General features: G+C 46.9%; 25 protein-coding genes. 16 read left to right on the top strand and 9 right to left on the bottom strand.

Annotation, left to right across the window (positions count from 1 at the left end; genetic code table 11):
• The first annotated feature begins 128 nt into the window (after nt 1-128).
• Nucleotides 129-1,013 (top strand): LysR family transcriptional regulator, encoded by an 885-nt coding sequence (locus tag AC6I8U_RS10450; RefSeq protein WP_498016815.1) that lies wholly within the window; start codon nt 129-131, stop codon nt 1,011-1,013.
• Between the two features lie 7 nt (nt 1,014-1,020).
• On the opposite strand, the gene AC6I8U_RS10445 is transcribed toward AC6I8U_RS10450, so the two are convergent.
• Genes AC6I8U_RS10445 through AC6I8U_RS10420 form a run of 6 tightly spaced genes read right to left on the bottom strand, consistent with a single transcriptional unit; the run spans nt 1,021 to nt 6,893 of the window.
• Complete coding sequence (locus AC6I8U_RS10445) at nt 1,021-1,788, bottom strand: LytR/AlgR family response regulator transcription factor (protein ID WP_498016814.1); 768 nt, start codon at nt 1,786-1,788, stop codon at nt 1,021-1,023.
• A 10-nt stretch (nt 1,789-1,798) separates the two neighbouring features.
• A complete protein-coding gene (locus AC6I8U_RS10440) occupies nt 1,799-2,842 on the bottom strand; it encodes a sensor histidine kinase (RefSeq protein WP_498016813.1) in 1,044 nt (347 codons plus the stop codon).
• The gene (locus AC6I8U_RS10435; RefSeq protein ID WP_498016812.1) at nt 2,843-4,168 is read right to left on the bottom strand and encodes a hypothetical protein; all 1,326 of its coding nucleotides are present in this window, start codon (nt 4,166-4,168) and stop codon (nt 2,843-2,845) included.
• Nucleotides 4,165-4,956: an outer membrane lipoprotein-sorting protein gene (locus AC6I8U_RS10430; RefSeq protein ID WP_498016811.1), complete on the bottom strand. Its 792-nt coding sequence runs from the start codon at nt 4,954-4,956 to the stop codon at nt 4,165-4,167. Before AC6I8U_RS10430 ends, AC6I8U_RS10435 begins: the two co-directional genes overlap by 4 nt.
• Entirely contained in the window at nt 4,949-6,187 is a 1,239-nt protein-coding gene (locus AC6I8U_RS10425; protein ID WP_498016810.1) for an ABC transporter permease, read from the bottom strand. The genes AC6I8U_RS10430 and AC6I8U_RS10425 overlap by 8 nt, the downstream gene beginning before the upstream one ends.
• A gap of 31 nt (nt 6,188-6,218) precedes the next feature.
• Nucleotides 6,219-6,893, bottom strand: coding sequence for an ABC transporter ATP-binding protein (locus AC6I8U_RS10420; protein WP_498016809.1), 675 nt, complete (start codon nt 6,891-6,893; stop codon nt 6,219-6,221).
• A 185-nt stretch (nt 6,894-7,078) separates the two neighbouring features.
• Here AC6I8U_RS10420 and AC6I8U_RS10415 point away from each other — a divergent pair, with 185 nt between their 5' ends.
• From AC6I8U_RS10415 to AC6I8U_RS10405, 3 genes are all read left to right on the top strand, one after another.
• The gene (locus AC6I8U_RS10415; RefSeq protein WP_498016808.1) at nt 7,079-7,306 is read left to right on the top strand and encodes a TIGR02450 family Trp-rich protein; all 228 of its coding nucleotides are present in this window, start codon (nt 7,079-7,081) and stop codon (nt 7,304-7,306) included.
• 243 nt (nt 7,307-7,549) lie between these two features.
• Nucleotides 7,550-7,936, top strand: coding sequence for a hypothetical protein (locus AC6I8U_RS10410; RefSeq protein WP_498016807.1), 387 nt, complete (start codon nt 7,550-7,552; stop codon nt 7,934-7,936).
• A gap of 9 nt (nt 7,937-7,945) precedes the next feature.
• Nucleotides 7,946-8,278 carry a hypothetical protein gene (locus AC6I8U_RS10405; protein WP_498016806.1) on the top strand — a complete coding sequence of 111 codons (333 nt, stop codon included), beginning with the start codon at nt 7,946-7,948 and terminating at the stop codon, nt 8,276-8,278.
• A gap of 78 nt (nt 8,279-8,356) precedes the next feature.
• Here the strand turns inward: AC6I8U_RS10405 and AC6I8U_RS10400 are convergent, their stop codons facing one another.
• Complete coding sequence (locus AC6I8U_RS10400; protein WP_498016805.1) at nt 8,357-9,007, bottom strand: glutathione S-transferase family protein; 651 nt, start codon at nt 9,005-9,007, stop codon at nt 8,357-8,359.
• 106 nt (nt 9,008-9,113) lie between these two features.
• On the opposite strand from AC6I8U_RS10400, the gene AC6I8U_RS10395 reads away from it, so the two are divergent.
• The 6 genes from AC6I8U_RS10395 (at nt 9,114) to AC6I8U_RS10370 (ending at nt 15,435) form a co-directional block, all read left to right on the top strand.
• Nucleotides 9,114-9,944, top strand: a complete 831-nt coding sequence (locus tag AC6I8U_RS10395; protein ID WP_498016804.1) for a LysR family transcriptional regulator — start codon at nt 9,114-9,116, stop codon at nt 9,942-9,944.
• A 299-nt stretch (nt 9,945-10,243) separates the two neighbouring features.
• Entirely contained in the window at nt 10,244-12,691 is a 2,448-nt protein-coding gene (locus AC6I8U_RS10390; protein WP_498016803.1) for a DmsA/YnfE/YnfF family dimethyl sulfoxide reductase, read from the top strand.
• A gap of 10 nt (nt 12,692-12,701) precedes the next feature.
• Nucleotides 12,702-13,316 carry a DMSO/selenate family reductase complex B subunit gene (locus AC6I8U_RS10385; RefSeq protein WP_042477459.1) on the top strand — a complete coding sequence of 205 codons (615 nt, stop codon included), beginning with the start codon at nt 12,702-12,704 and terminating at the stop codon, nt 13,314-13,316.
• Nucleotide 13,317: 1 nt separating this feature from the next.
• Entirely contained in the window at nt 13,318-14,160 is an 843-nt protein-coding gene (locus AC6I8U_RS10380; RefSeq protein WP_252014153.1) for a DmsC/YnfH family molybdoenzyme membrane anchor subunit, read from the top strand.
• A gap of 81 nt (nt 14,161-14,241) precedes the next feature.
• Complete coding sequence (locus tag AC6I8U_RS10375) at nt 14,242-14,850, top strand: TorD/DmsD family molecular chaperone (RefSeq protein ID WP_234494021.1); 609 nt, start codon at nt 14,242-14,244, stop codon at nt 14,848-14,850.
• Nucleotides 14,851-14,868: 18 nt separating this feature from the next.
• Entirely contained in the window at nt 14,869-15,435 is a 567-nt protein-coding gene (locus AC6I8U_RS10370; protein ID WP_498016802.1) for a ferredoxin-type protein NapF, read from the top strand.
• Between the two features lie 35 nt (nt 15,436-15,470).
• On the opposite strand, the gene dbpA is transcribed toward AC6I8U_RS10370, so the two are convergent.
• Entirely contained in the window at nt 15,471-16,853 is a 1,383-nt protein-coding gene (dbpA, locus tag AC6I8U_RS10365) for an ATP-dependent RNA helicase DbpA (RefSeq protein WP_498016801.1), read from the bottom strand.
• Between the two features lie 119 nt (nt 16,854-16,972).
• Nucleotides 16,973-17,443, bottom strand: coding sequence for a WbuC family cupin fold metalloprotein (locus AC6I8U_RS10360; RefSeq protein ID WP_498016800.1), 471 nt, complete (start codon nt 17,441-17,443; stop codon nt 16,973-16,975).
• A gap of 227 nt (nt 17,444-17,670) precedes the next feature.
• On the opposite strand from AC6I8U_RS10360, the gene AC6I8U_RS10355 reads away from it, so the two are divergent.
• The 6 genes from AC6I8U_RS10355 (at nt 17,671) to AC6I8U_RS10330 (ending at nt 23,682) form a co-directional block, all read left to right on the top strand.
• Nucleotides 17,671-17,844 carry a hypothetical protein gene (locus AC6I8U_RS10355; protein ID WP_498016799.1) on the top strand — a complete coding sequence of 58 codons (174 nt, stop codon included), beginning with the start codon at nt 17,671-17,673 and terminating at the stop codon, nt 17,842-17,844.
• Nucleotides 17,845-18,058: 214 nt separating this feature from the next.
• Nucleotides 18,059-18,655: a GTP cyclohydrolase II gene (locus AC6I8U_RS10350; protein ID WP_234494017.1), complete on the top strand. Its 597-nt coding sequence runs from the start codon at nt 18,059-18,061 to the stop codon at nt 18,653-18,655.
• Between the two features lie 160 nt (nt 18,656-18,815).
• Entirely contained in the window at nt 18,816-20,075 is a 1,260-nt protein-coding gene (locus AC6I8U_RS10345) for an imelysin family protein (RefSeq protein WP_498016798.1), read from the top strand.
• Nucleotides 20,076-20,140: 65 nt separating this feature from the next.
• The gene (locus AC6I8U_RS10340; protein WP_498016797.1) at nt 20,141-21,538 is read left to right on the top strand and encodes a di-heme oxidoreductase family protein; all 1,398 of its coding nucleotides are present in this window, start codon (nt 20,141-20,143) and stop codon (nt 21,536-21,538) included.
• Between the two features lie 16 nt (nt 21,539-21,554).
• Nucleotides 21,555-22,580 (top strand): imelysin family protein, encoded by a 1,026-nt coding sequence (locus tag AC6I8U_RS10335; protein WP_498018353.1) that lies wholly within the window; start codon nt 21,555-21,557, stop codon nt 22,578-22,580.
• Complete coding sequence (locus AC6I8U_RS10330) at nt 22,561-23,682, top strand: DUF1513 domain-containing protein (RefSeq protein WP_498016796.1); 1,122 nt, start codon at nt 22,561-22,563, stop codon at nt 23,680-23,682. The genes AC6I8U_RS10335 and AC6I8U_RS10330 overlap by 20 nt, the downstream gene beginning before the upstream one ends.
• The last annotated feature ends 47 nt before the right edge of the window (nt 23,683-23,729 follow it).

Here is a 23,729-nt window from a genome sequence, read left to right as displayed (position 1 = left end):
CTTTCCTTTGAGCTGACGGGTTCTTGTTTGTACGTATTGATATTAATTGCAAATCAAATGAGTGATAATCATCTAGAATAGAAAAACATTATTGCTATATAGCAAAGATAATGGCGGTTGGAGTGGTAATGGAGAGTTTTGAAGGGATTAACGAGTTTGTTGCTGTGGCAGAGAGTCATGGCTTTTCCGCTGCGGCCAAGCTGCTTGGTTGCAGCACCAGCCATGTGAGCCGCCAAGTTTCAAGATTAGAGGAGCGAGTAGGGGTAGCACTGCTTGCTCGCTCGACACGAATGGTCAGCCTGACTGACGCTGGGCAGGTATATTACCAGCAGTGTAGAGAACTGGTCATTGGTTTGCAGCAAGCGAATGAGCGACTCTCATCTCAGCAGATTGAGTTGAGTGGTACCTTGCGTGTAAGTGCGGCAGGCGCATTTGCAGAGAACTATGTTGCTCCCGCTTTGATGACATTTGCTAAGCAATATCCTGATCTTTCTGTTGAGATGGATTTTAATACTCGGATGGTCAATTTCATTGAAGATGGGGTCGACTTTGCTATTCGCTATGGTCGCCTGAGTGATTCAGGCTTAGTCGCCAGAAAGCTGGTGGATAGACCGATGGCGGCAGCTGCAAGTCAAAGGTATTTAGATCAATTTGGAGAACCGACTCACCCGAATCATCTTGCACAGCACAGTTGTATCATTGCCAACAATGACCACTGGCAGTTCGAAAAAGAGGGCAAGCCGATGAGTGCTATTCGGGTCAGCGGTCGGTGGAGAAGCAATAACTCCAACGCCATTCTTCAGGCATGTGAAGAAGGCTTAGGGATCGCTTACTTGCCTCGTAGTAGCTTTGGAAACAAACTCGCGTCGGGAAAATTAAAGCCAGTTCTCGAACCATTTTGGGGTAAAGGATCGAGTAGTTGGATTGTGTATCAAAATCGCCGCTTCTTGCCGGTAAGGGCGCGAATGGCGATAGACTATTTAGTTAAACACTTCTCGGATTGGCAGGAGTAGGTCACCACTATTTAAACAAGTGCTGCAACGCGCGGCTGACAGGAAGTTTGTGCCCGGCAATATAGGCATTCATTTTGCCCGCGAGGTCTTTTTTCACTTTTTCGAGTTTGTGTAGATTAATCATGGTTGAGCGATGGATCTGCCAGAAACTATCTGGGTCGAGCTGCGTAGCCAGTTCTTTGATGGTACTTCGTAGCACGTATTCTCGATTGTCGGCGGTGACAAGAGTAACGTATTTGTCTTCTGCCCTGAGGAAGGCAATATCATCAACAGAGATAAGGTGGATCTCGTCTTGCTTGCTACCCTTTAGCCATTTCGCAAACTGCGGGGTTGTGTTGATCGAAAGCTTTTCTAGATTGGCGACAATCGCGTTTAAGTCTGGACTTTCATCACTCGCTTTGAGGCGTGATTTAGCTTTGTTGCACGCCTCGATGAGGCGATCTTCTTGCAGAGGCTTTAACAGGTAGTCGATAGCGTTGGCTTCGAACGCACTCACTGCATAGTGATCAAATGCGGTAATGAAAATGACCAAAGGCGCTGGCGTCGAAGAATCTTGATGAGACTTAGCGATTATCTGTGCCACCTCTATCCCTGACTTCCCTGGCATCTGAATATCAAGAAATGCGATATCTATCGACGCGTTCTCAAGCTCGGCAAGGGCTTGTTCGCCATTTTCACATCGAGCCACTACCTCAAGTTCTGGCCACACATCTGCCAACATTTTGTCTAGGTGAAATCGCAATAGGGGTTCATCATCTGCGATAAGTGCTTTCATGTCGCCTCCGCTATGGTGTTGGGTGCTCTAATGGTAATTTGATCGTTGCAGTAACGCCGCCGGTTTGGTTTTCACTGATATTCAGTGTTGCTCTGTCTTGATATAAAGCACTGAGACGCGATTTGGCGTTCTGAATCCCAATCCCATGACCTGTGCTGGCGGTGTTGTCCAACGAGAGACCTAATCCGTTATCAATCACCTCTAGGATACATTGCTGCGCATCAGAGCGTGCTCGTATCGTCACTGTACCACCGTCAATGCTGGGCTCAATACCATGTTTAATGGCGTTTTCGACCAATGGTTGCAATAGGTAGGGCGGGATAAGTTGTTGCTTCACCGCATCCGCGATAATGAACTCAAAATTCAGTCGAGGACCCAAACGGACTTTCTGTATCGATAAATAGGCGTCAATTAAGTCGACTTCAGATTTTACTGAAACTTGATTGACTCGATGGCGGGCCATCGATGCTCGAAGTAGCTGAGTTAGTTTATCCAGCATATGCTTTGCCTGTGCTGGCTCCTGATCCACCAAGGCACTGACATTGGCGAGTGTATTGAACAAAAAATGTGGCTCTATCTGGCTTTGTAGCTGCTTCAGTTCCGACTCAATCAGCGTTTTTTCTTGTTCGACTTTTTCTCGTTTTGACTGTTCGAGAGCTTGTTGAAGATTATTTTTTTGCTCTTGCATGTAGAAGAAGTAGAAACAGACAGCCGTAAAAATGACGCCAAGCAGTAAGATGGGTTTAATGCCCTGCCAAACATCGAATCCGGGGTATTTGCTTACCCACAGGTAGGCATGAGCGGTGCCGAGCGTGACCGCTAACAGGAGCGAGATTGCCAGAGAGAAGGTGCGCTTATCTTTTAGTTGCGGAACGAAACGCTCGATAAGCCAAGACATGAACACGGCACTATAGCCGTAGCCGAGGCTGATCATCAAGTTCTCGAAGTAGGGGGCTACCCAAATCGATGCGGTGATAACAGCGATACCTGCACAAAACAGAGTCGTAATGAATAGTGAGCGAGCCCAGCTGTTCTCTGATATTGGAATCATCATTTAGAAGCGTCCTTTTAGATTAATCAATATGTTATAGGTATCAGGTAGGTTTGCATACACCGAGTTTGAATCACCAGTCACGAATCGCGCTGCAAACTCTAGATTGAGGTTACTGTCACCAGTATCGATCAGCTCGAAATCGATCCATTGTGTGGCAATAACACCGCCATCCTCTGGCGCAATGAGAAGGTCGAGACGGGGTTTCATGTTTTGTAATATGCGACTGTCTTTACTCCAATCCCACTGATTCCAAAAAAGAGGATCCAAGCGGCTATGCAGCATGATGTTGTGTTGGACCATATTTTGCTGAGTGTAGCCAAGAGCATAAGACGCAGAAATTGGACTTGGATTCTGTTTCGCGTAGTCATGCGCCTGCTGCCATTGGTCCTTATGCCATGCGCGTGAGTCATACCAGTATTCCCCAATAACGCTGATACCCGAAGCGTGAGACCAAGTGCCTCCCACCAAAAACTGCGTCGCATGACTTTGTTTACGAAGCTGCGCAGGGCGTCCAGGTTCAAAATCGTAGCCCTGATAGGAGCGCGAATAGGATAGAGAACTGTGACCTGACCAAGCATTGTTGAACACATTAACTAGGCTGCCACCTACAAGCTCTTCCCGAACATTGTCATAGTAAGCGATTACCTGTGCCTCTAGGTCACCCATCAAACGGTAGTACTTACCGCCAAACCCTTGCTGCTGGTTGGCTTTGCCATACTCTGTGGTGTCGAGTTGCGTCCAACTAGAGTCAGTGGCAATCAAGGTCCACTCTGATTCCACGCCATAGTGTGAAAGCGCAACGGTGCCAGCTCCTTCCTCCACTTGAATACCAACGGGGTTTCGTCGATACGGGGTGAAAATGTCCCATACGCGGTAGCCATAGCCGACTCCCCAATCAAGTCTTGCTTTGCCGAGCAAGAGATCCCAATCGGTGCCTCCTAGCGTCACACTGGTTTCGTAAGTAAGGGACGTGATGACAGCTTCAACCTGACGTTGGGGGGCTTGTCCATTGTCATAGAGCGAAGTGCCAAGCAGTGCGACATTGCCGCTAATAGACTTATAGTGCGCGCTGATATCAAGTAGCGCGTTGATTTGCTCACGACTTGAGTCACCATTGTTTGGGACAAACACGCTGTCACCTGAACGTATGGACTGCAGATTAACTTGATAGTCGGTCTCTACAGCTAAATCATCCCATATCGAGTTTGAGCTTGCTTGGCATTGCAAAGATAACACCAGCGCGCCACTTACAAGTGTCGTCTTTAACCAGCCACAACACAAAAACGACGGTTTGATTGTGAAAAGTGGAACGCTGGAAGTTCTCATAGTTCTACTCGCTTATTCTTTGATAGATAAGCTGGGTTGTAGTATTTATCCGCTAACTCATAAGGCGCGACATCCTGATAGTTGATGACGGTTTTTTTGTTCTCTTGGATTTGATCGAGAAGTGTCATGGTGACGACTCGTCGGCTACCTTGTCGTTCACCTGATTCGAATACGGCTTTCTTGGCAAGCTTACCAGAGGTGAGGTAAAGGTCCGCACGAACTGGAAATCCGCTCTCTTTCTCGACCCATAGGTCTATCGACTGGTAACTTGCGCCCGCCGTTTTTGCGGTGAGTGATAGATGGAGCGTTGGAACGTCTGAGATGTCGCCAGCTTTGCTATCTGAGACAATGGTCCCAGTGTAATCCTGACTCCAAGTCAGGGTAGATACGTCGCCTACCGAGGCATCACCAAGCAGTTTCTGCATGGGGGTGATGCGAATTGGACGTCGGCTTTTAGGCATCACAAGCCAGTAGTTGTCGCCTAACATCAGCATCTTTTGACCTTGCTCGACTTGAGATTTAAATAACACCAGTGACTCGCGGTTAGGGCGTAAATAAACTTCATATTGGCGTGTTTTATCGAGTTGTCCGTCCTGAAAGAGAGAGACCTCCGTCACGACTTTTGCGGCTTCGTCTTCAAGTCGGTACTTATCTGCCATTACCAGAATCTCGGCTGCAGAAGTTGATGCGTCAATAAGCGCTTGCTGGTTGGTAGTAGCATTGCCGCTGAATGAAAACAGTAAGAGCGAAGCGGCTACAATGCGTGGTTTTTTAATCCAATTAAACATAAGCCAGTGCCTCCGTAATAGGTCGTTTAGTGCCTTTTCTGGCTGAGATAAAGGCAGCGAATACACAAATAATGATGACGGCGACACCCGCGCTGACCGCGACATCCTGAGAAAAGACCAGCTCTAATGGGTAGCCTTCGCTGCGCCCTGGTGGTGGCGGCATTTGAATAGCGGCAACCTTTAGCAGTTGCGTGGTTACCCAGGCGAGTAGGGCGCCCAAAACGCTGCCTACCAAGCCAATGACGATAGACTCTCGAACGAACATGGCGATGATTTCACGTGGATAGCTGCCCATAGCAGACAAGGCACCGATTTCGCGGGTACGCTCTGATACTGTCATTGACATGGTGTTGAACAGAGCTACAAAGACCACAAGGCTGAGTACGATGCCAAGCACGCCAAAGATGCTGTTATACAAGCCGCGTACCTTGTGGTAGAAGAATGCGCGTTCATACCATGGTGTAAGATGTAATCCTGAAAATGCAGAAGTGTCTTTCAGTGTATTTGATACCGCTTGCATTGCTGGTGGGGTTAAACGGGTGTTGTCTAGATAAATGGAAACTGCGCTTACTTTCGTCGACGCGAGTAACGATTGAGCGCTCGATAATCGAATATGAATCTGTCTTTTATCGAGTTCCGGGACGCCAGTGGAGTACAGCCCTACGACTTCAAAGTCCATGGCATTAAGTACGCCGTCACTCGTCGTTGCAAGTAACGTGACCCAATCACCAAAGCCCACTGACAGGTTATTAGCCAGTTCATTTGCCAGCATGATCCCGTCTTGGCTTTCGGTTGATAACGTACTGCCAGACTGCAAGCCAATGAAATCCTCTCGCAGAGCAAATTCGCTCGGTTCGACGCCATTGCCAACGAAGATTGAAGACTTGCGACCGTTTGAGATCAAGCCAGAGAAATAGACTCTTGGCTGTATGCCCTTGCTATCGATAGAGCCTTCTAGCAAGCGTTTTAGCGTCAAGTAATCATCGATGCCGTTTTGCAGTGGCATATCTTCTTCTTTCTCAAAGTAACCCGGTTGGCTGATAGTGATATGTCCGACGTCATTCGCGGTTGAACGCTCTAGCGCTTGATAGGTAAATAGCCCAAACCCTGCAGCAGCCGTAATCGCAAAAATAGCAATCGCCACAATAATGAGTGAAAGTAGGGTTCTGCGTTTGTTTCTGAACAGATACAAGCTGGCGGCTTTGAAACCTTGTAGTTGAGACTGAATCATGGTGCTTCCTTACTGACGAGTGATGTTGGTTTTAGTTGATGGCATGGGAAGACAAAGTCCCATCGACAAGGTGGATCGTTCTGTCACAGCGACTCGACATTCGAACATCGTGGGTGGCTACGACAAAAGTGGTACCTTGCTCGTGGCTCAGCTGCTTCATCAACTCAACGATTTGCGCTGCTGATTCACTGTCTAAGCTTGCTGTCGACTCATCGGCGATAACGAGTTGTGGGTTGTGGATCAGGGCTCGTGCTATAGCGACTCGTTGCTGTTGACCGCCAGAAAGGTGGTCGGGACGATGATGTTTAACATGACTGAGCCCAACACGCTCAAGCCAATATTCAGCTTGCTCCATACGTTTTGAGTAAGGCACTTTGTTGAGCATTAGCGGATAAGCAACGTTCTCTAATGCTGACATAACGGGGATCAGATTGAATCGTTGAAACACAAAGCCAATGTTCTCTCGGCGAAATCGTGTCAGCACCTTTGGACATTTACTAATGGTGTTTCCAGCAAAGTGAATATCGCCGTCGTAATGTGTATCTAGTAATCCAAGGATGTTAAGTAGGGTGCTCTTCCCGGAGCCTGAAGGTCCACAAAGTGCAACAATCTCACCCGTTTGAATGTCACCAGAAAGCGCTTTGAGTGCTTGTACTGAAGACTGTCCTAATGGGTAACTTTTACTGAGATGGTTAAACGTAATCATGTCGACTCCTTGCGATAGGTTTGTCTTCAATTTACGTGTTGTTCATAAGCCGTGTGACGAAATGCGATAAACGGTGATTAACGGAGATAAATGGTCAGTCGCTGTGATAAATGGGTTTCAGTCACTGATCGAATCCCTGGCAGTTGCGTGGAATAGGAAGAGACAAACAACTGGTATCGAATCTTATGAACTCAGAGATAAACAAGTTTAATCCCAATAAGTTACTGAACAGCAAATGGACCACAGTGAGCCCAAAACAGAAAGAAAAGCACTTCATTGTGGTGGATGTGGATCGTGATGAGGAGGGCATGGTCATCGGTTGTCAGCTAGAGGCGATTATGTCAAAGCGAGCAATAGACATGGATTGGCGAGAGCTCAAAGATAAAGAAATGTGGTTACAAGGTTGGAGGTAAACGAATATCGGCTACCCCTTCTTTTGATACTTGTTGAGGAATGTGTACCTAGGTCGCACAACTAAATAATATTGATTGAGTTTCATAATCAAAGGGATAAACATAAATAACGCGCTAGATCAGTCACGAGTAATATGACGGAACGCATGACTATTAAAGGTTATAAGATCAGGAATAGAACTGAGTGAGTACTCTAGCTCTACATATTTTTAATGATGCCGTTGTTACTTAAATGGAGAAAAAATGATATCTAGGAATGATTTTGAAATAGGTAGTACGACATTTCGATACAAGGGTGATGAGTTCCCATTAGCAAAAATTAAGAACGCAAGAGTAAAATTAAACACGCTTAAAGATCACGCGTTAAAGCTTTTCTTAATAGGCGCTATTTTCTCGAGCATTGTTTGGGTTATTTGTCCAGAAGGCTTTGGTATGATTATGGCGCCCATCGCTTTTGTTATTGGTGTCGCTTTCAGTATGTTTACGATTAACAAATATGAGCTTCAAGTCGAATTTGAACACATCGATGAAACAGGGCTTCAATGGGTTTCTGTCGTTGGATCAAGCAAAGTCGAGTCAAAAAAACTATTTGAAAATCAGGCGCTCGCCGTAAAGCAGGCTATCTCCTAAGGAAGAAGAGTGAAATCATTTGTAACCAGCGTTCTCTGTACCTTGATATCTATTCTAGTTATCGCAGCTTTGGCTAAGTGGTTAATACCCTATCTAGCAATGATTACATTGGTGGATTATGTTGCCTATTGCGGCGTTGTTGCAATAGTGATTGCTTATATCACTTACGACGGTGCTAATTTTATTAGCTACGATATAATGCATACAAGTACGCATCGAGATCTTGCAAATTATGAATCGGATACTAGAGACAGACAGCATCAAATAAGCTTTTCGTTTTCAGTTGGGATTTCAGGAGTTCTATTGCTGCTAGCGAGTGGTTTAATGGTTTGGTTAACTTAGCAGCCGAACCAGTACTGTGTTTCAGGTGTAAAGAAGTCGCTGCTGTTTAATTGCAGCGCGACTCCTACATGCCTTTAATTAATCTACGTCCACACCAGCTTCATCTTCAGCAACGATATCGCTTTCCGAACTGGCTTCTGCTAGCCACCTCAAGATCGCCGCACTCGATAGCACCTTCTCTTGATAGCGTTGAGCAGGCTCACTGAGCTTTACTCCGTAGGTTCTAAATCTAAGTGCAACGGGGGCGTACGTAGCGTCTGCGATAGACCATTCTCCAAATAGCCATTGTTCGGGGAAAAGGTGCATTTGTTCTGACCACATCGCATCGATTCTTTGGATATCCGCAAGCGCTGATTCGCTGAGCTCAACGTGACGGCGTGCGCGGCAGTTCATTGGAAGTTCGTTACGAAGCGCCATAAATCCAGAATGCATCTCACTTGCTAACGCACGCGCCTTAGCTCTCTCTGAAGGTGACTCTGGCCAGCAGCGGCCATCGAGATATTGCTCATTGACGTATTCCATAATGGCAAGGGAATCCCACGTAGTGACATTTGAGTCTACGAGTGTGGGTACCTTCGCTGTTGGCGTGATTTTTGAGAGCGTTTGATAAAACTCCGGTGTAAAGAGTGTAAGTTTCTCTACGTCAACGTCTAGGTTATTTTGGGCAAAAATAAGCCATGCTCTGAGTGACCAGCTCGAGTAGTTTTGATTTCCAATATACAGTTTCATTTTGCCTCCTATGCTTGTTTGATTTTTATCATAATCAATGGTTTGATGGAGGACTAACGCAAAGTTTTGATGGGTATCATTCAAAGGATCGATAGGTAGCGACAGTATGGATATAGAGTCACTGCGAAGCTTTCTTGCCTTCTCTGAAACTGGAAGTTTCACAAGAGCCGCCAAACAAATTAACCGAACCCAATCTGCCTTCAGTGCGCAAATGAAGAAGTTAGAGTCTGAAGTAGGGGCGCCATTATTTGAGAAAGAAGGTCGCAATGTGGTGCTTACGGAAGCGGGTATTACCTTAAGAGCAGATGCCAAGCAAATCCTAGAGCTTCACGACAGCAGCCTAAACAAAATCAAACGCTATCAAAACAAGCGTTCACTGAGACTTGGATGCCCTGAAGACTACAATGAGTCATTACTTCCTAAGATCATCAGTGCGATCCGTGAGTATGAACCTTTGTGTTCCATCCAAGTCTTTAGCCAACCAAGTGTTGTGTTGAGAGAGTGGCTCGATGAGGGAAAATTAGACGCAGCCATCGTTACTCGCTCCCCGAATAGTGAAGAGGGATACTGGCTATATTCCGACCAAGGTGTATGGATAGCAGCAGAGAACTTTGACCTCTCTGTCGATGTACTACCGTTGGTTTTATTTCAAGCAGATTGTAAATATCATGCGGCCGCGATTGACTCCCTGACTAAGCAGGGGCAAGCCCATCAGCTGCTCGCGTGCTGTAATACTGCATCTGCCCAAAGGGGGATGGTAAAGAGCGGGTTAGGCATTGGTGTGATGGGCAGAGTTTCGATGGGGTCGGGTGTAGTTGAACTAGCAGATATGCCGCCGCTTCCAAGTGTTGATATTGCACTACTTACGGGAGGAAAAGCTCACCCAATGATTACTACTTCTCTCATCGAGCGTATCCAGAATAGTGTCTCAGTCTAGACAAATTAAATGGAGAAGTACTGAAAGTTGGTCGGGAATTTTGCACACAAATTAGGCGTCAATTTGGTATTAATTCGCATTCCTAATAGTGGATAATTATCAATATAAATGCCTGCTTTTCGAGGGGGTGATAAATTATTAATTTTTATAAATAAGTGTTCTAAAAATATTCCACTAAATGACAAGAAATTGTAAGAAATTACCTATTAAGTAGTAGAGTTGATTTCAGTCAACTGTGGCACGGCTTTTCGTTTGTAACATGGACGTGATGATGCATAACTATAATCGAGCATGTCCATATGACTAATAAACTGAAGCAATTATTGACGCCGTCGTTGACGCGTCGAGGATTTATCAAATCCTCGTCGGCCATCGGTGGTCTCGCAGCGGCAACAAGTGCCATCTCTCTCCCCTTCAAATCTGCACACGCAGAAACCAAATCAGCACCAGGCGATGAAAAGGTCGTTTGGAGCGCATGTACCGTTAACTGTGGTAGCCGATGCCCACTGCGTATGCACGTAGTGGACGGTGAGATTAAGTGGGTCGATGCCGACAACACAGGTAACGATGATTACGCCAATAAAGATGTGCAGGTACGTGCTTGTTTGCGTGGTCGTTCAATGCGTCGCCGAGTCTACAATCCTGACCGCCTAAAGTATCCGATGAAGCGCATCGGCAAGCGTGGTGAAGGTAAGTTCAAGCGCATCTCGTGGGATGAGGCTTACACTGAAATCGTTAATAGCCTCGACAACATCAAAAAAGAATACGGTAACGAAGCGATCTACCTGAACTACGGTACGGGCACACTGGGCGGCACAGTCACTAAGTCTTGGCCTCCGGGTCAGTCGTTGATTGCACGCCTAATGAACCTAACGGGTGGTTACCTGAATCACTATGGTGACTACTCAACTGCACAGATTGCTAAAGGTCTTAGTTACACCTACGGCGGCTGGGCAAACGGTAACTCGTTCTCAGATACTGAAAACAGCAAGCTTATCGTTCAGTTCGGTAACAACCCTGCAGAAACACGTATGTCGGGCGGCGGTTTGATTCACCACTTGATTGAAAGCAAAGCCAAATCTAATGCGCGCATGATTATGATCGATCCGCGTTATAACGATACGGCAGCCGGTCATGAGGATCAGTGGATCCCAATCAAGCCAGGTACAGATGCTGCTTTTATCGCGGCAATGGCTCATGTCATGATCAAAGAAGACTTGGTAGACCAAGAATTCCTAGACAAATACTGTGTCGGCTACGACGAGAAGACCTTGCCTGCATCGGCACCAGCCAATAGCGACTATAAGTCGTACATCCTTGGTCTTGGTGAAGATGGCGTTGAGAAAACGCCGGAATGGGCAGCGCCTATCACGGGTATTCCGGTCGATATCATCATTAAGACAGCGCGTGAGATTGGCTCAACCAAACCTTGTGCGATCTACCAAGGTTGGGGTCTTCAGCGTACTCAAAATGGTGAGATTGCCTCTCGCGCCATCGCTATGCTGGCATTGCTGACAGGTAACCTAGGCATCCATGGTGGTGGTTCTGGTGCACGTGAGTCGGACTACAACATTCCGTTTGTTCGTTTCCCTACGCTTGAAAACCCAATCAAGACCTCTATTTCTATGTTCTTGTGGACTGATGCTATTGTTCGTGGCCCAGAGATGACGGCTACTCGTGACGGTGTACGCGGTAAAGATAAGCTAGATGTGCCAATCAAGTTCATCTGGAACTACGCAGGCAACTGTATTATCAACCAGCACTCAGACATCAACCGTACCCACGACATCCTTCAAGATGACAAGGCGTGTGAGATGATTGTGGTGATTGATAACCACATGACGTCTTCTGCTAAGTATGCGGACATTATTCTTCCAGACCTAACCACGTCAGAGCAGGCGGACTTCTGTATGGATGGTAAAGCGGCGAACATGCCTTACTTCATCTTTGCAGATAAAGCGATTGAACCTCAGTTTGAAGCACGCAGCATCTACCAGATCTGTTCTGATCTCGCCGAGCGCATGGGCGTGGGTCGTGAGTTCACAGAAGGCCGCGACCAAGAAGGTTGGCTGCGTCATCTTTACGCTGAAACCTTGAAGCTAGATGCTTCTCTGCCGGATTTTGAAACGGTTCGCAAGCAGGGCATTGTTAAGCGTAGCGACCCGAATGGTCATTACGTTGCTTACCAAGCGTTCCGTGAAGATCCTGAGAACAATCCTCTAACGACACCGTCTGGCAAGGTTGAGATCTATTCTGAAGAGCTAGCAAGACTGGCGGCGGAATGGGAGCTACCTGAGGGCGATGTGATTCACCCGCTACCGATTTATGTCAGCACATCTGAAGGCTGGGACTCGCCAATGCGCGAAAAGTACCCGCTGCAGCTCACCGGCTTCCACTTCAAAGCACGCTGCCACTCAACCTACGGTAACGTTGATGTGCTTAAGCAAGCAGCTCAACAAGAGATGTGGATCAACCCAATGGACGCTGAGCGTCGCGGAATTAAAAACGGCGATCGCATCAAGATTTATAACGACCGTGGTGAAGTTCGAATCAACGCCAAAGTCACTCCGCGAATGATGCCAGGTGTTGTGGCTCTGGGTGAGGGCGCTTGGTACGCACCAGATGGCAATAAGGTGGACCATAACGGTTCAATCAACGTGTTGACCTCCCAAAAGCCAAGTCCATTGGCGAAGGGTAACCCGCAACATACCAACCTTGTCGAAGTTCAACTGGTTAAAAAGGCGTAAGGACTAACTCATGAAACAATACGGTTTTTATATCGACTCGAGTAAGTGCACTGGCTGTAAAACCTGCCAGTTGTCTTGCAAAGACTTTAAAGATTTGGGCGTCGACCGCAGCTTTCGCCGCGTGTACGAGTACGCTGGTGGTAACTGGGTAGAAGAGAATGGTACCTATCGTCAGGACGTATTTGCTTACTACACCTCTATTGCTTGTAACCATTGCGATGAGCCAGCGTGTGCGAAAGTATGTCCGTCAGGCGCGATGCACAAGCGCGAAGACGGCTTCGTTATCGTGGATGAAAAGGTGTGTATCGGTTGTAAACACTGTGCAAACGCGTGCCCATACGGCGCACCACAATACAGCAAAGAAAAAGGTCATATGACCAAATGTGACGGTTGCTTTGAACGTGTAGCAGAAGGGTTTGAACCTATTTGTGTTGGCTCTTGCCCACTGCGTGCACTGGAGTTTGGCCCAATTGCTGAGCTTCGCGCGAAGTACGGTACCAACGCCGATGTGGCACCGCTTCCGTCATCGTCATTGACGAAACCTAATATTGTGATCAAGCCAAACCGTCATGCGCGTCCAACTAATGACACGACTGGTCACCTAGCAAACCCTAAGGAGGTCTAAGATGGGATGGCATGAATGGCCTTTGATTTTCTTCACTGTATTTGCACAAACTGCGGTCGGTGCGTTTATCGTGATGGGTCTAATCACACTGTTTGGCAAAGCCGATGCGCACGTGAAAACGGGCATCACTCGTAATATGTTCTTTATCTGGGTGTTTATGGGACTTGGCTTTATGGCCTCAACCATGCACCTAGGTAGCCCGATGCGCGCTATTAACGCTTTGAATCAAGTGGGAACCTCGTGGTTATCACGCGAGATCCTGTTTGGCTCTATGTTCTTTGGCTTGGGTGGTATCTACTGGTTGCTGTCGGTTATCGACAAAGGCAGCGAAGCGATTCGCAAAGGCTTGCTGGTGGCGGCAATGGTAATTGGCGTAGTGTTTATGTACGCGATGACCAATGTGTATATCATTGACACTGTTCCAACTTGGGATACGCCGTTTACCGGTCAATCTTTTGCACTAACGGCAGTGGTGTGCGGCGTGATGCTGTCACTTATTTTGATGCGCGGTGCGAAACTTGAGTGTCCTAGGCTTGGTAAGATCACGGCGATTGTTGCATCTGTTGCAGGCCTAGCGTTGGTGATGACGACGATCTCCATGGTGGGTTCGCTACCAAGTATTCATTCTGCAATCGTATCAGCCGCTGAGTTAGTGCCAAACATGGCAGAAATACAGAATCTACGTTTTGTATTGGTGTTTGCTGGTATTGCTGCTTGGGTTTGGGCAATGCGCTCAGAATCACGCTCTATGCCAATCGCGGTGATTGGTTTTGCAATGGTTATGGTTGCAGAGCTAATTGGTCGCAGCGTGTTCTTCGGTCTTCACATGACCGCTGGCATGTAATGAGTGAGGAGGGTAGGCGTTTGTGCCTGCCCTCTATTACACTAAACTTTATTGTTTAGAATAACTTGGTAATCTTAGTTCATGTCACAATCAGACGTTATTGATCTTCAAAGCCTGCAAACCATGGCAAAAGTGTTCGGCTCACTTTTGTACTTTCCACTGACTGATAGTAACAACCAAACCTTGATCCAAGCGTTGTCGCAAGATGTAGCGCTGGCCGACAGTGATATTCAGGCTTGGTGCAATACCGTTCAGTCCGAACTCCCTGACTCGCTCAATCAAGACTTTTTTCTGCTGTTCGAGGGGGGAGAAGTCATGTTAGCGCCGCCTTGGGGCTCCGTGTATACCGACAAGGAAGAGGTGATCTTCGGTGATAGCACCGTTGCTTACCGTCAGTTCCTGCGCCAGCACGACATCGAGCTCGATACAGGCATGCGAGAACCTGAGGACCAGATTGGTTTGATGCTGTTTGCGGTGAGTCAATTGATTGAGCAGCAACAAGATATTGATACCGTGAAGGCCTTATTTGCCGAACACTTACTCACATGGTGCTATCGCTACTTCGAGTTGGTACAAGAACATGCCAGGACTAAAAGCTATCAACAGCTTGCGTCGTTGGTTTCTCAATGGTGTGAGGCAGTGCAAGAGCTTTTAGAGCTAACGCCTAAAGCTGTGAAGTTATACCGCTAACACTAGATGACAGGAAAGATGATGAGTCGTGATGAGCAATACGTAAAAGCCTACATGGAACACAAGACGATCAGCCGTCGTGGTTTGTTTCGTGCTCTGACAAATGGCGCGACTCGTACTCCCACTGAGTCTGGCGATTCGCTTACTGCGACGTTAAGTGCTGAGCAGGTTGTCCGACTGGTGCCAAGACCTCCGAAAGCCATAGAGGAGGTGCTGTTTCAACAAATCTGTGATGGTTGTGGGGAATGTCAAAAGGCATGCCCTGAGCAAGTTATTGCCATCGAAGGTGAATTAGCGCAGCTAACGCTGGATTACGGGTATTGCAGCCAGTGCGGAGAGTGCAGTAAAAGCTGCCCAACAGGCGCTCTACATGGCAGCACCATTGATAATGGATTGCGGCCAAGCTTTTTGCCAAGCTGTCAGAATGCACTGTTTGGCGATTGCTACCTATGCCAGGAAGCATGTCCACAAAATGCCATTCAACTTGAGGACGACAGCTTGCCTGTCGTCAATGAGCAGCAGTGCGATGGATGCGGACGCTGCAAACAAGGTTGCCCCTTTTCATCCATCACACTGTCTCTATAAGGTCACACTGTCTCTATAAGGTCATACCGTTTAGGCTAGGCCTTAATAATACGAGCGCGGAAGTTACGCCCCTTCATCTTACCGTTGGTGATCTTGCCGAGTGCTTTCTTGGCAATCGATGACTCTACCGCCACATAAGCGCTCATTGGAAACATATTGATCTTGCCAATCTGACTGCCCGATAGCGTTTTATCACCCGTTAACGCGCCCAGGATATCGCCAGGGCGAAGCTTCTGTTTCTTACCACCTTGGATCTGAATTGTTGTCATCTTAGCTTGGTAAGGACGATTTGATGATGCTGGTGGTAAGATGCTTGGCTCGATAGGCATATCCAAATATTCGTCAATGCGTGCCACGCGATAGAACTCTTTCTCGCTATAGAAGCTAAACGCCAGCCCCTTGTTACCAGCACGACCTGTACGCCCGATGCGGTGTACATGAACTTCTGGGTCGCGAGATAGCTCGTAGTTGAAGACCGCGTCTAGGTTATCGACGTCTAGACCGCGCGCTGCAACATCGGTTGCAACTAAGATAGACACGCTCTTATTAGCAAACTGCACTAAAGCTTGGTCACGGTCACGTTGCTCAAGGTCACCGTGGATATCAATGACGCTAAAGCCGCGATGGTGTAACTCATCTGCAACGTTTTGTACTTCTTTTTTGGTGTTACAGAATACAACCGCTGATTCAGGTTGATGTGTCAGCAGAAGGTTTTCTAACGCGTTATCGCGCTCTTCGACCGTTTCCGTTTGATAGAAGAACTGCTTGATGCTGGAGTGATCGTGCTTGCTCTCAACCTTCACCACTTCTGGCTGTTTCATCACGCTTGATGCGATCGCTTGAATTTGCTCGGGGAAGGTTGCACTGAATAGCAGTGTTTGGCGATCGCGTGGTGCTTCACCAATGATAGCGTCGAGCGCGTCTTTAAAGCCCATTTCCAACATGCGATCCGCTTCATCTAACACCAAGGTGTTCAGTTCTTCAAGATTGATACGACCTTTCTCCAGATGGTCCAAGATACGACCAGGAGTACCGACGAGGATATGTGCGCCGTGCTCAAGTGAACCGATTTGAGGACCCATTGGCATACCACCGCAAAGCGTCAATACTTTGATATTGTGGATCCCACGAGCTAGCGTACGGATCTCTTTGGCCACTTGGTCAGCAAGTTCACGAGTTGGGCAGAGCACCAAGGATTGAACGCGAAAGCGCTTAACGTTGAGGTTAGCGAGCAAGCCGAGTGAGAATGCCGCTGTTTTACCTGATCCGGTTTTGCCTTGACCTATGATGTCTTTACCATCAAGGATTTTTGGTAGAGAGTCCGCTTGGATCGGCGTCATATTGGTATAGCCAAGGCTATCCAATGTGCTCAATAATTCAGTCGGTAGATTTAGTGTGGAAAAAGCCGGAGTGGTCACGAGGTATCCTCAGTCAGCGTTAGGGAGCGAGTATTATCAACATTATGGTCGATGTTACCAGCAAAAACATGACTGACTGAGGACATTAGCCAGCAAAGTGGCTTTATAAGACGAGTAGATTATGCAGGAAGAGCCGTGCGCATCCAATCTCGGTACTCATTGGCACCGTCTTCACCCTCTGCTGGCGACCAAGGTGCAAAGTCTTCTTGAGGCGTTGGAATATAGGCCCCTTCTTTAATTTCTAGACCGACCGTACCTGATTCCATGCATGCATAGCCATGCCATGTACCCGGTGGGATCTCAATCGCTCGGTTTGTGTCTGGTGACAGGCTATGGCGTTGAGTAACATTGCCGTCATCATCGAAAATGAGTAGGTCAAGCTGACCTTTTAGTACCAAAAACAACTCCCATTTGTGCTCTTCACTATGGCGGTGAGGGCGCATGTAGGTATCAGGTTCCGTTGAAATGAATAGGCGTTGTACACCAGCATCTAACTGCTCGTGTAAGTTATGATGACTGCGCTTACGAGGTGCTTCTTTTGCGTTTTGAGAAAACGTGTCGAAGTCTTGGTTACTTATGATTTTCAACATTGCTTTTACTTCGTTGGTAAGTTTGCTGATATTGTACAGAGGACCAAAAAAAGTTCAGTACAAAAAGTTCGCTATCGTCCGAGGAGCGTTAAAATTTAGAAAATTGGCAGAAAAACCACTCCAAACTGTGATGGTAGTTCCATAGATGGGGAGAAAAGCTGTACGATCTGATCAGAATGGTATGATGCCTAGTTAAAGGAGCGGCTCAAACGTAAGGTGGAACAGCAGTGGAAGCAGTGATCAGCCAGTTAAAGAAAGACTTTTACGCACACCTGCGTTCGTCTAATGGCACGAGTGCTTCGAGCACATCAAAAACCATGTCTCTGTTGACCGAGGAAGAGTTGGCTGAGCTTGAAAACGTTTGGGTACAACTTGCGGTTTGGAAACAAAAGCAAGCATAACAGTTTAGAAAAGATAAGAATTTCAAAGCCCTGAGTGTCATACTCGGGGCTTTTTTCGTTTTACTTCAATTCAAAATGTTATAATATAACATTTATCGCAGTGATCTTATTGTTGAAAAGTTAAGTAATAGCCCCCATAGTTCCCATATTGGAGAAACAGACTATGGCTGAGATAAGCTCACTAATAGCCTCAGATAATCTATTAGGAAATACGATGGCGGAAGTACGTGCCAGAATACAATTAAAAGTCGGTGCTAAAAGTGATATAGACGCGGAAATGCTCTCTTTTCGCGGTTTGAACACCGACAAAGAACATGTTGCTATCATCTTTAAAGCAGCAGATAAAAACCAAGCACTACCATTAGTGAGAATGCATTCTGAATGTCTAACTGGGGACGTTTTCCATTCGTCGCGTTGTGACTGTGGGGAACAACTAGAGGAAACTATTCAGAAAATGGGCCGCGAAGGTGGAATCATTCTTTACTTGCGCCAAGAAGGTCGTGGTATTGGTTTATACAACAAACTTGATGCCTACAAGCTTCAGTCTGAAGGCATGAATACCTACGAAGCGAACAATCATCTCGGTTTTGGCGATGACCTGCGAGACTTCACAGAAGCGGCGCAGATGCTTCAGGCGTTGGACGTTTATTCCATTCGATTAGTGACTAATAATCCGAAAAAGATCCGCGAACTGCGCGAACACGGTATCAATATCGAAGATGTCGTTAATACCAGTGCCCATATTAAAGACGGCAATGAGAATTATCTGAAGGCAAAGGTTTCTCACGGAAAGCATCATTTAGAGCTCTAGTACCGACTGTTAACTCTTTGAAACGAAAACCTCACATTTGTGAGGTTTTTTTGTATTCGACCTTGAAAATAAATTGTAACTAGGTATTATCGCGGTTGATAGTGTTAATGATAATAATTCGCACTAAATAATAAGAATTAAGCTCAACAAGGATGCTTTCATGAATGTAACAACCGCAGTGAAGGGTGCAATTGCCGCCTCATTTCTCATCACATCTACGTCTGCTTTTTCTGCAGTCACTAAAGACCAAGTTGTTGAACATTACGCCGATCTTGCGCATGCAGTATTTGCCGACGCTCGTATTACGGCGCAAGAGTTAGACATATCTATTAACACATTTTTAGCGAATCCTTCGGAGAAAGGGCTTGCGGATGTGAAACAAGCTTGGCTCGCGTCGCGTGTTCCTTATCAGCAAACAGAAGTGTTTCGATTCGGTAACGCCATCGTTGACGATTGGGAGGGGCAACTTAACGCTTGGCCACTTGATGAAGGTTTGATCGATTACGTTAGTGCTGATTATCAGTACGAACTGGGTAACGAAGGTGCTCAGGCAAATATCGTCGCGAACGAAACCTTAAAAATTGGCGCAACGACGTTAGACGTGTCTACTATCACACCTCAAGCCATTGCCGATCTCAATGAAGTTGGTGGCTCAGAAGCCAACGTTGCTTCAGGCTATCATGCCATTGAATTCCTACTTTGGGGTCAAGACCTTAACGGTACTAACGCAGGTGCGGGTGAACGTCCTTATACTGATTACGTAATCGGAGAAGGCTGTACTAACGGCAACTGTGAGCGTCGCGCAGAATACCTAAAGGCGGCGTCAGCACTTCTAGTTCAAGATCTCGAGTGGATGGAGAAGCAGTGGTCTGCGTCTGAGAAAGGTAACTATCGTGCGGAGCTTCTTGCTGATAACGCAGATAACGGCTTGCGTAAGATGCTCTTTGGTATGGGGTCGCTATCGCTGGGCGAACTTGCTGGTGAGCGCATGAAGGTCGCGCTTGAAGCGAACTCTACAGAGGATGAGCACGATTGTTTCTCTGACAACACTCACAATTCTCACTATTACAATGAGCAAGGTATTTATAACGTATACACAGGTACCTACGTTCGTGCAGATGGAACACTGGTAGATGGTCCAAGCATCGCCAATCTTGTTGAGCAAAAAGACAAGACGGCTGCGAAAGAGATCCAAAAGCAGTTCGACATAGCACGTACTCAAGTTCGTAAACTTGTCACTTCTGCAGAGCAAGATAATCAATATTTTGATCAGCTGATTGCATCAAATAACCCACAAGGCAACAAACTCGTTAATGAGACTATCGTTGCGCTAGTCGCGCAAACGGGGTCAATCGAGCGTGCAGCAGGTATTGTAGGCATTGATAGCCTAAGCCCAGACACTGCTGACCATGAGTTTTAATCATAATAATTAATCAGTGAAATGGGGGCGCTTGCCCCCTTTGTTGTTCTATTTGTGAGTGCTGTATGTCTAGATCAAACACTATCTGGGTTACGCTTTTAGCCCTAATTGCCACTTCAGTTTCTGCTGAATCAACACCAACCCGCCTCTCTGGTGGTAAAACAACCGTTAAGAAAGACGGAGCCAATGCGTATTCGATGCCTGCGGCCAACTTACCAATGAGTAAGCGCTTAGATTTTAGCGTCGGAAACAGCTTTTTCAGAAACCCTTGGGTTCAAGCGCCAGCGTCAACCGATGCGAGAGATGGATTAGGTCCACTGTTTAATACCAATGGATGTCAAAACTGTCATATCAAGGATGGTCGAGGACACCCACCTGAAAAAAATGACCAGCATGCTGTATCTATGCTTGTTCGTTTGAGTATTCCTGCGACGACTGAAGAGCAAAAGCAAGCGGTGAAAGTGTCGGGTGTTATCCCAGAACCAACTTATGGTGGGCAATTACAAGATTTTGCGCTTCCTGATATGGACCCAGAAGGTCAAATACACATTACTTACGATGAACTTGCCGTAAGTTTTAAAGACGGTACGAGTGTGATGCTTCGTAAGCCAAACCTAGACATTGTCGAACTGGCATACGGCGATATGCACCCAGACGTGGTGATGTCTGCACGAGTTGCGCCACCTATGATTGGTCTTGGCTTACTAGAATCGGTGCCTGAAGCGACTATTCTCGACTTTGCTGAGCAGCAGGCAAACGACGGCACAGCGGTAGCAGGTATCCCTAACTATGTTTTAGATGTGCGCAGTAAAGAGATGGCACTAGGTCGCTTTGGCTGGAAGGCAGGACAGCCCAACCTCATGCAGCAAAATGCTGCGGCATTCAATGGTGATGTCGGTTTAACAAGTTCCTTGTTCACCGAGGAGAACTGCACGGATAAGCAAGATTTGTGCACTGATAGCCTGAGTGGTGGTGATCCTGAGGTGAGTGACAAGATCTTAAATTTTGTTGAATTCTATACGCAACATCTCGCGGTACCTCAGCGTCGTAACATCGATAATCCAGAGGTTTTGCAAGGTGAGGCTCTGTTTAAAAAAGTAGGCTGTGAGAACTGTCATAGAACGAACATACAAACAGCACAAAGAGCAGAACTACCGGCTTTGTCGAATCAAACTATTCACCCGTACACAGACTTATTGCTGCACGATATGGGAGAAGGGCTGGCTGATGGGCGTCCAGAGTACGCAGCATCTGGTTCACATTGGCGCACGCCACCTCTTTGGGGTATTGGCTATACCCAGGAGGTAAATGGTCACACTTATTTCTTACATGATGGTCGTGCTCGCAACCTAACGGAAGCGATTTTGTGGCATGGTGGTGAAGCAGAAGCCTCTAGAAATCAGGTTTTGGCGATGAGCAAAAAAGAGCGTGAAGCGCTACTTGCGTTCTTGAACTCGCTTTAAGGAGATGGCTGTGATTATTCAAAAAACACTCATCATCGCAGCAGTGATTTCACTCGCAGGCTGTCAGTCATCAGCAGGTATCGAGAAAAGTCGACCACAATCAACAAGCTACGAGAGCCAAAGCGTATATGAGATCCAGTTTGCTTCTGCTAAACGCTTTAATGATGCAATGCAACAGCTACACGATGACAGCGTTCAATATTGCCGCGCCAATCGTAGTTTAGAACAGGTGAAAGCCACTTGGCGACAGGGAATGGAAAGTTGGATGCACCTTCAGGGACAAGAACGAGGCCCTGCCACCGCATTGGAACAAAACTGGAACATCCAATTTTGGCCTGATAAGAAAAACACCACTGGTAGAAAGATGGCGGCAGCAACTAAGGTCGACTCTTGGGATATGGCGTCTGTTCAGGCTCAAAGTGTGACGGTTCAGGGGTTAGGCTCAGTGGAGTGGTTATTGTATGACACCGCATCAACAATCAGTGTAGGTGGGAATAAAGAATGCTCTCTACTCGCAGCAGTGACTGAGTCTTTGGTTGATCGCTCAAACACAATTGTAGAGGCTTGGAGGATTAGCCCTTGGTCTGAACTGGATACTAAGGCTTGGCATGCTGAATATTTGGCAATGCTCTCTAATCAGCTCGACTACAGCATGAAGAAGCTATCTAGGCCACTTGCGAGGATAGGCTCGCCACGCCCTTACTTTTCTGAGTCATGGCGTTCAAACAGCTCTCTCTCGAACTTAAAAGAGAACATTATTGCGATGCAGTCTTTGTATCTCGCGCAAGGCGAGGGCTTAGATGACATTTTGAGAGCTGAAGGTGAGGCCGCGCTTGCCGACAACATCCTACATCAGTTCGAAGATACCCTTGAAACGTGGCCGAAAGAATCGAGCCTATTTGAGATGTTACAGACCAAAGAGGGTTACAGAACCGCGCTGGCTCAGTTCAACAAGCTGGAGCAGCTTAAGTATCTCATTAACGAAGAAGCATCAATTAAACTAGGTGTGGTAATAGGGTTTAATGCGACCGATGGCGATTGATATATCAAAGCGCAACTTTGCGAAGGCGTTAACGATAGGGACCTGTGCGCCTTCCTTACTGGCTGCTTGCGCAACGAACAATTACAGTTCAAAGGTAACCGATGTCCATGGTGCGTTGAACAAGTCTGAAGTTTTAATTGGCGGAGCGATACGTCGGCAAGGACAGTTTGAAGCTGTGGTCTATTCAGAAACTGGACAAGTGCGGCATCAGATCCCTCTTCCTGGCAGAGGACACGGTGTGGCTATTGCGCCAAACCAAGAGCATGCGGTTATGTTCGCTCGTCGTCCTGGCAGCTACGCCATGGTCTTTAACTATGTTTCAGGGAATATTCATACCCTAATACCAGCCCAGAGCGATCGCCATTTCTATGGGCATGGTGTGTACTCGAACGACGGTCGTTGGCTTTACGCCACAGAAGGGGAGCGTTCGACAAGTCATGGAATCGTGGGCGTGTATGACGTTGAAAATGGCTATCGTAAGGTTGAAGAGTTCTCTGGATTTGGAATTGGACCCCACGAAATCATCACCATGTCTGATGGAAGGTTAGTGGTTGGTGTCGGTGGTGTTCATACCCAAGGTCGCTCGCCACTTAATCTAGATACGATGAACCCAAGTCTTAGCTATCTCTCAGAATCGGGTGAGTTGCTTGAGCAAGTATCGTTGCAAGATAAACATAAAAGCATCCGCCACCTAGCCCATGATGGAGAGCACACCGTCCTTTGCGGTCAACAATATCGAGGTGAACCTGATGATTATGTACCGCTAGTCGCGATGCATCGTAAAGGAGAGGCACTTGTTGAACTGGGGGGAGAGCCCGAAGATTGGGCTCGCTTTAATCATTATGTCGCGAGTATCGCTGCAACTGAATCCCATATTTTAGCGACCTCTCCAAGAGGTAACTGTTATGGTATTTGGGATAAAGCAACGCGCAAACTTCTGGAGATCAATGCGTTACCTGATGCGTCTGGAGTCGTAGTAAAAAATGGTGAGTTTCATGTGAGCTCAGGGATAGGCAGGGTCGTAAAAATAAATGCAGATCTCGCCAAACAAACCTTTGTCTCGGGGATTCAATGGGATAACCATTGGAGCGCAATCACATAAATGAGACGCTAACTGGTTTAAACTAAATTAACACTTTTAGAAGTGTG

Source organism: Vibrio sp. KUL80 (assembly GCF_059725495.1).
Note: the sequence above shows the minus strand (reverse complement) of the source record. Positions and strands in the feature narration are given on the sequence as shown.

Coding starts and splice junctions, on each gene's coding strand:
- AC6I8U_RS10420 (WP_498016809.1), bottom strand. CDS start 6,893: ATGATTACGTTTAACCATCTCAGTAAAAGTTACCCATTAGGACAGTCT.
- AC6I8U_RS10410 (WP_498016807.1), top strand. CDS start 7,550: ATGATATCTAGGAATGATTTTGAAATAGGTAGTACGACATTTCGATAC.
- AC6I8U_RS10440 (WP_498016813.1), bottom strand. CDS start 2,842: ATGATGATTCCAATATCAGAGAACAGCTGGGCTCGCTCACTATTCATT.
- AC6I8U_RS10345 (WP_498016798.1), top strand. CDS start 18,816: ATGAATGTAACAACCGCAGTGAAGGGTGCAATTGCCGCCTCATTTCTC.
- AC6I8U_RS10340 (WP_498016797.1), top strand. CDS start 20,141: ATGTCTAGATCAAACACTATCTGGGTTACGCTTTTAGCCCTAATTGCC.
- AC6I8U_RS10390 (WP_498016803.1), top strand. CDS start 10,244: ATGACTAATAAACTGAAGCAATTATTGACGCCGTCGTTGACGCGTCGA.
- AC6I8U_RS10350 (WP_234494017.1), top strand. CDS start 18,059: ATGGCGGAAGTACGTGCCAGAATACAATTAAAAGTCGGTGCTAAAAGT.
- AC6I8U_RS10370 (WP_498016802.1), top strand. CDS start 14,869: ATGATGAGTCGTGATGAGCAATACGTAAAAGCCTACATGGAACACAAG.
- AC6I8U_RS10435 (WP_498016812.1), bottom strand. CDS start 4,168: ATGAGAACTTCCAGCGTTCCACTTTTCACAATCAAACCGTCGTTTTTG.
- AC6I8U_RS10415 (WP_498016808.1), top strand. CDS start 7,079: ATGAACTCAGAGATAAACAAGTTTAATCCCAATAAGTTACTGAACAGC.
- AC6I8U_RS10330 (WP_498016796.1), top strand. CDS start 22,561: ATGCGACCGATGGCGATTGATATATCAAAGCGCAACTTTGCGAAGGCG.
- AC6I8U_RS10380 (WP_252014153.1), top strand. CDS start 13,318: ATGGGATGGCATGAATGGCCTTTGATTTTCTTCACTGTATTTGCACAA.
- AC6I8U_RS10430 (WP_498016811.1), bottom strand. CDS start 4,956: ATGTTTAATTGGATTAAAAAACCACGCATTGTAGCCGCTTCGCTCTTA.
- AC6I8U_RS10360 (WP_498016800.1), bottom strand. CDS start 17,443: ATGTTGAAAATCATAAGTAACCAAGACTTCGACACGTTTTCTCAAAAC.
- AC6I8U_RS10425 (WP_498016810.1), bottom strand. CDS start 6,187: ATGATTCAGTCTCAACTACAAGGTTTCAAAGCCGCCAGCTTGTATCTG.
- AC6I8U_RS10445 (WP_498016814.1), bottom strand. CDS start 1,788: ATGAAAGCACTTATCGCAGATGATGAACCCCTATTGCGATTTCACCTA.
- AC6I8U_RS10450 (WP_498016815.1), top strand. CDS start 129: ATGGAGAGTTTTGAAGGGATTAACGAGTTTGTTGCTGTGGCAGAGAGT.
- AC6I8U_RS10375 (WP_234494021.1), top strand. CDS start 14,242: ATGTCACAATCAGACGTTATTGATCTTCAAAGCCTGCAAACCATGGCA.
- AC6I8U_RS10395 (WP_498016804.1), top strand. CDS start 9,114: ATGGATATAGAGTCACTGCGAAGCTTTCTTGCCTTCTCTGAAACTGGA.
- AC6I8U_RS10400 (WP_498016805.1), bottom strand. CDS start 9,007: ATGAAACTGTATATTGGAAATCAAAACTACTCGAGCTGGTCACTCAGA.
- AC6I8U_RS10385 (WP_042477459.1), top strand. CDS start 12,702: ATGAAACAATACGGTTTTTATATCGACTCGAGTAAGTGCACTGGCTGT.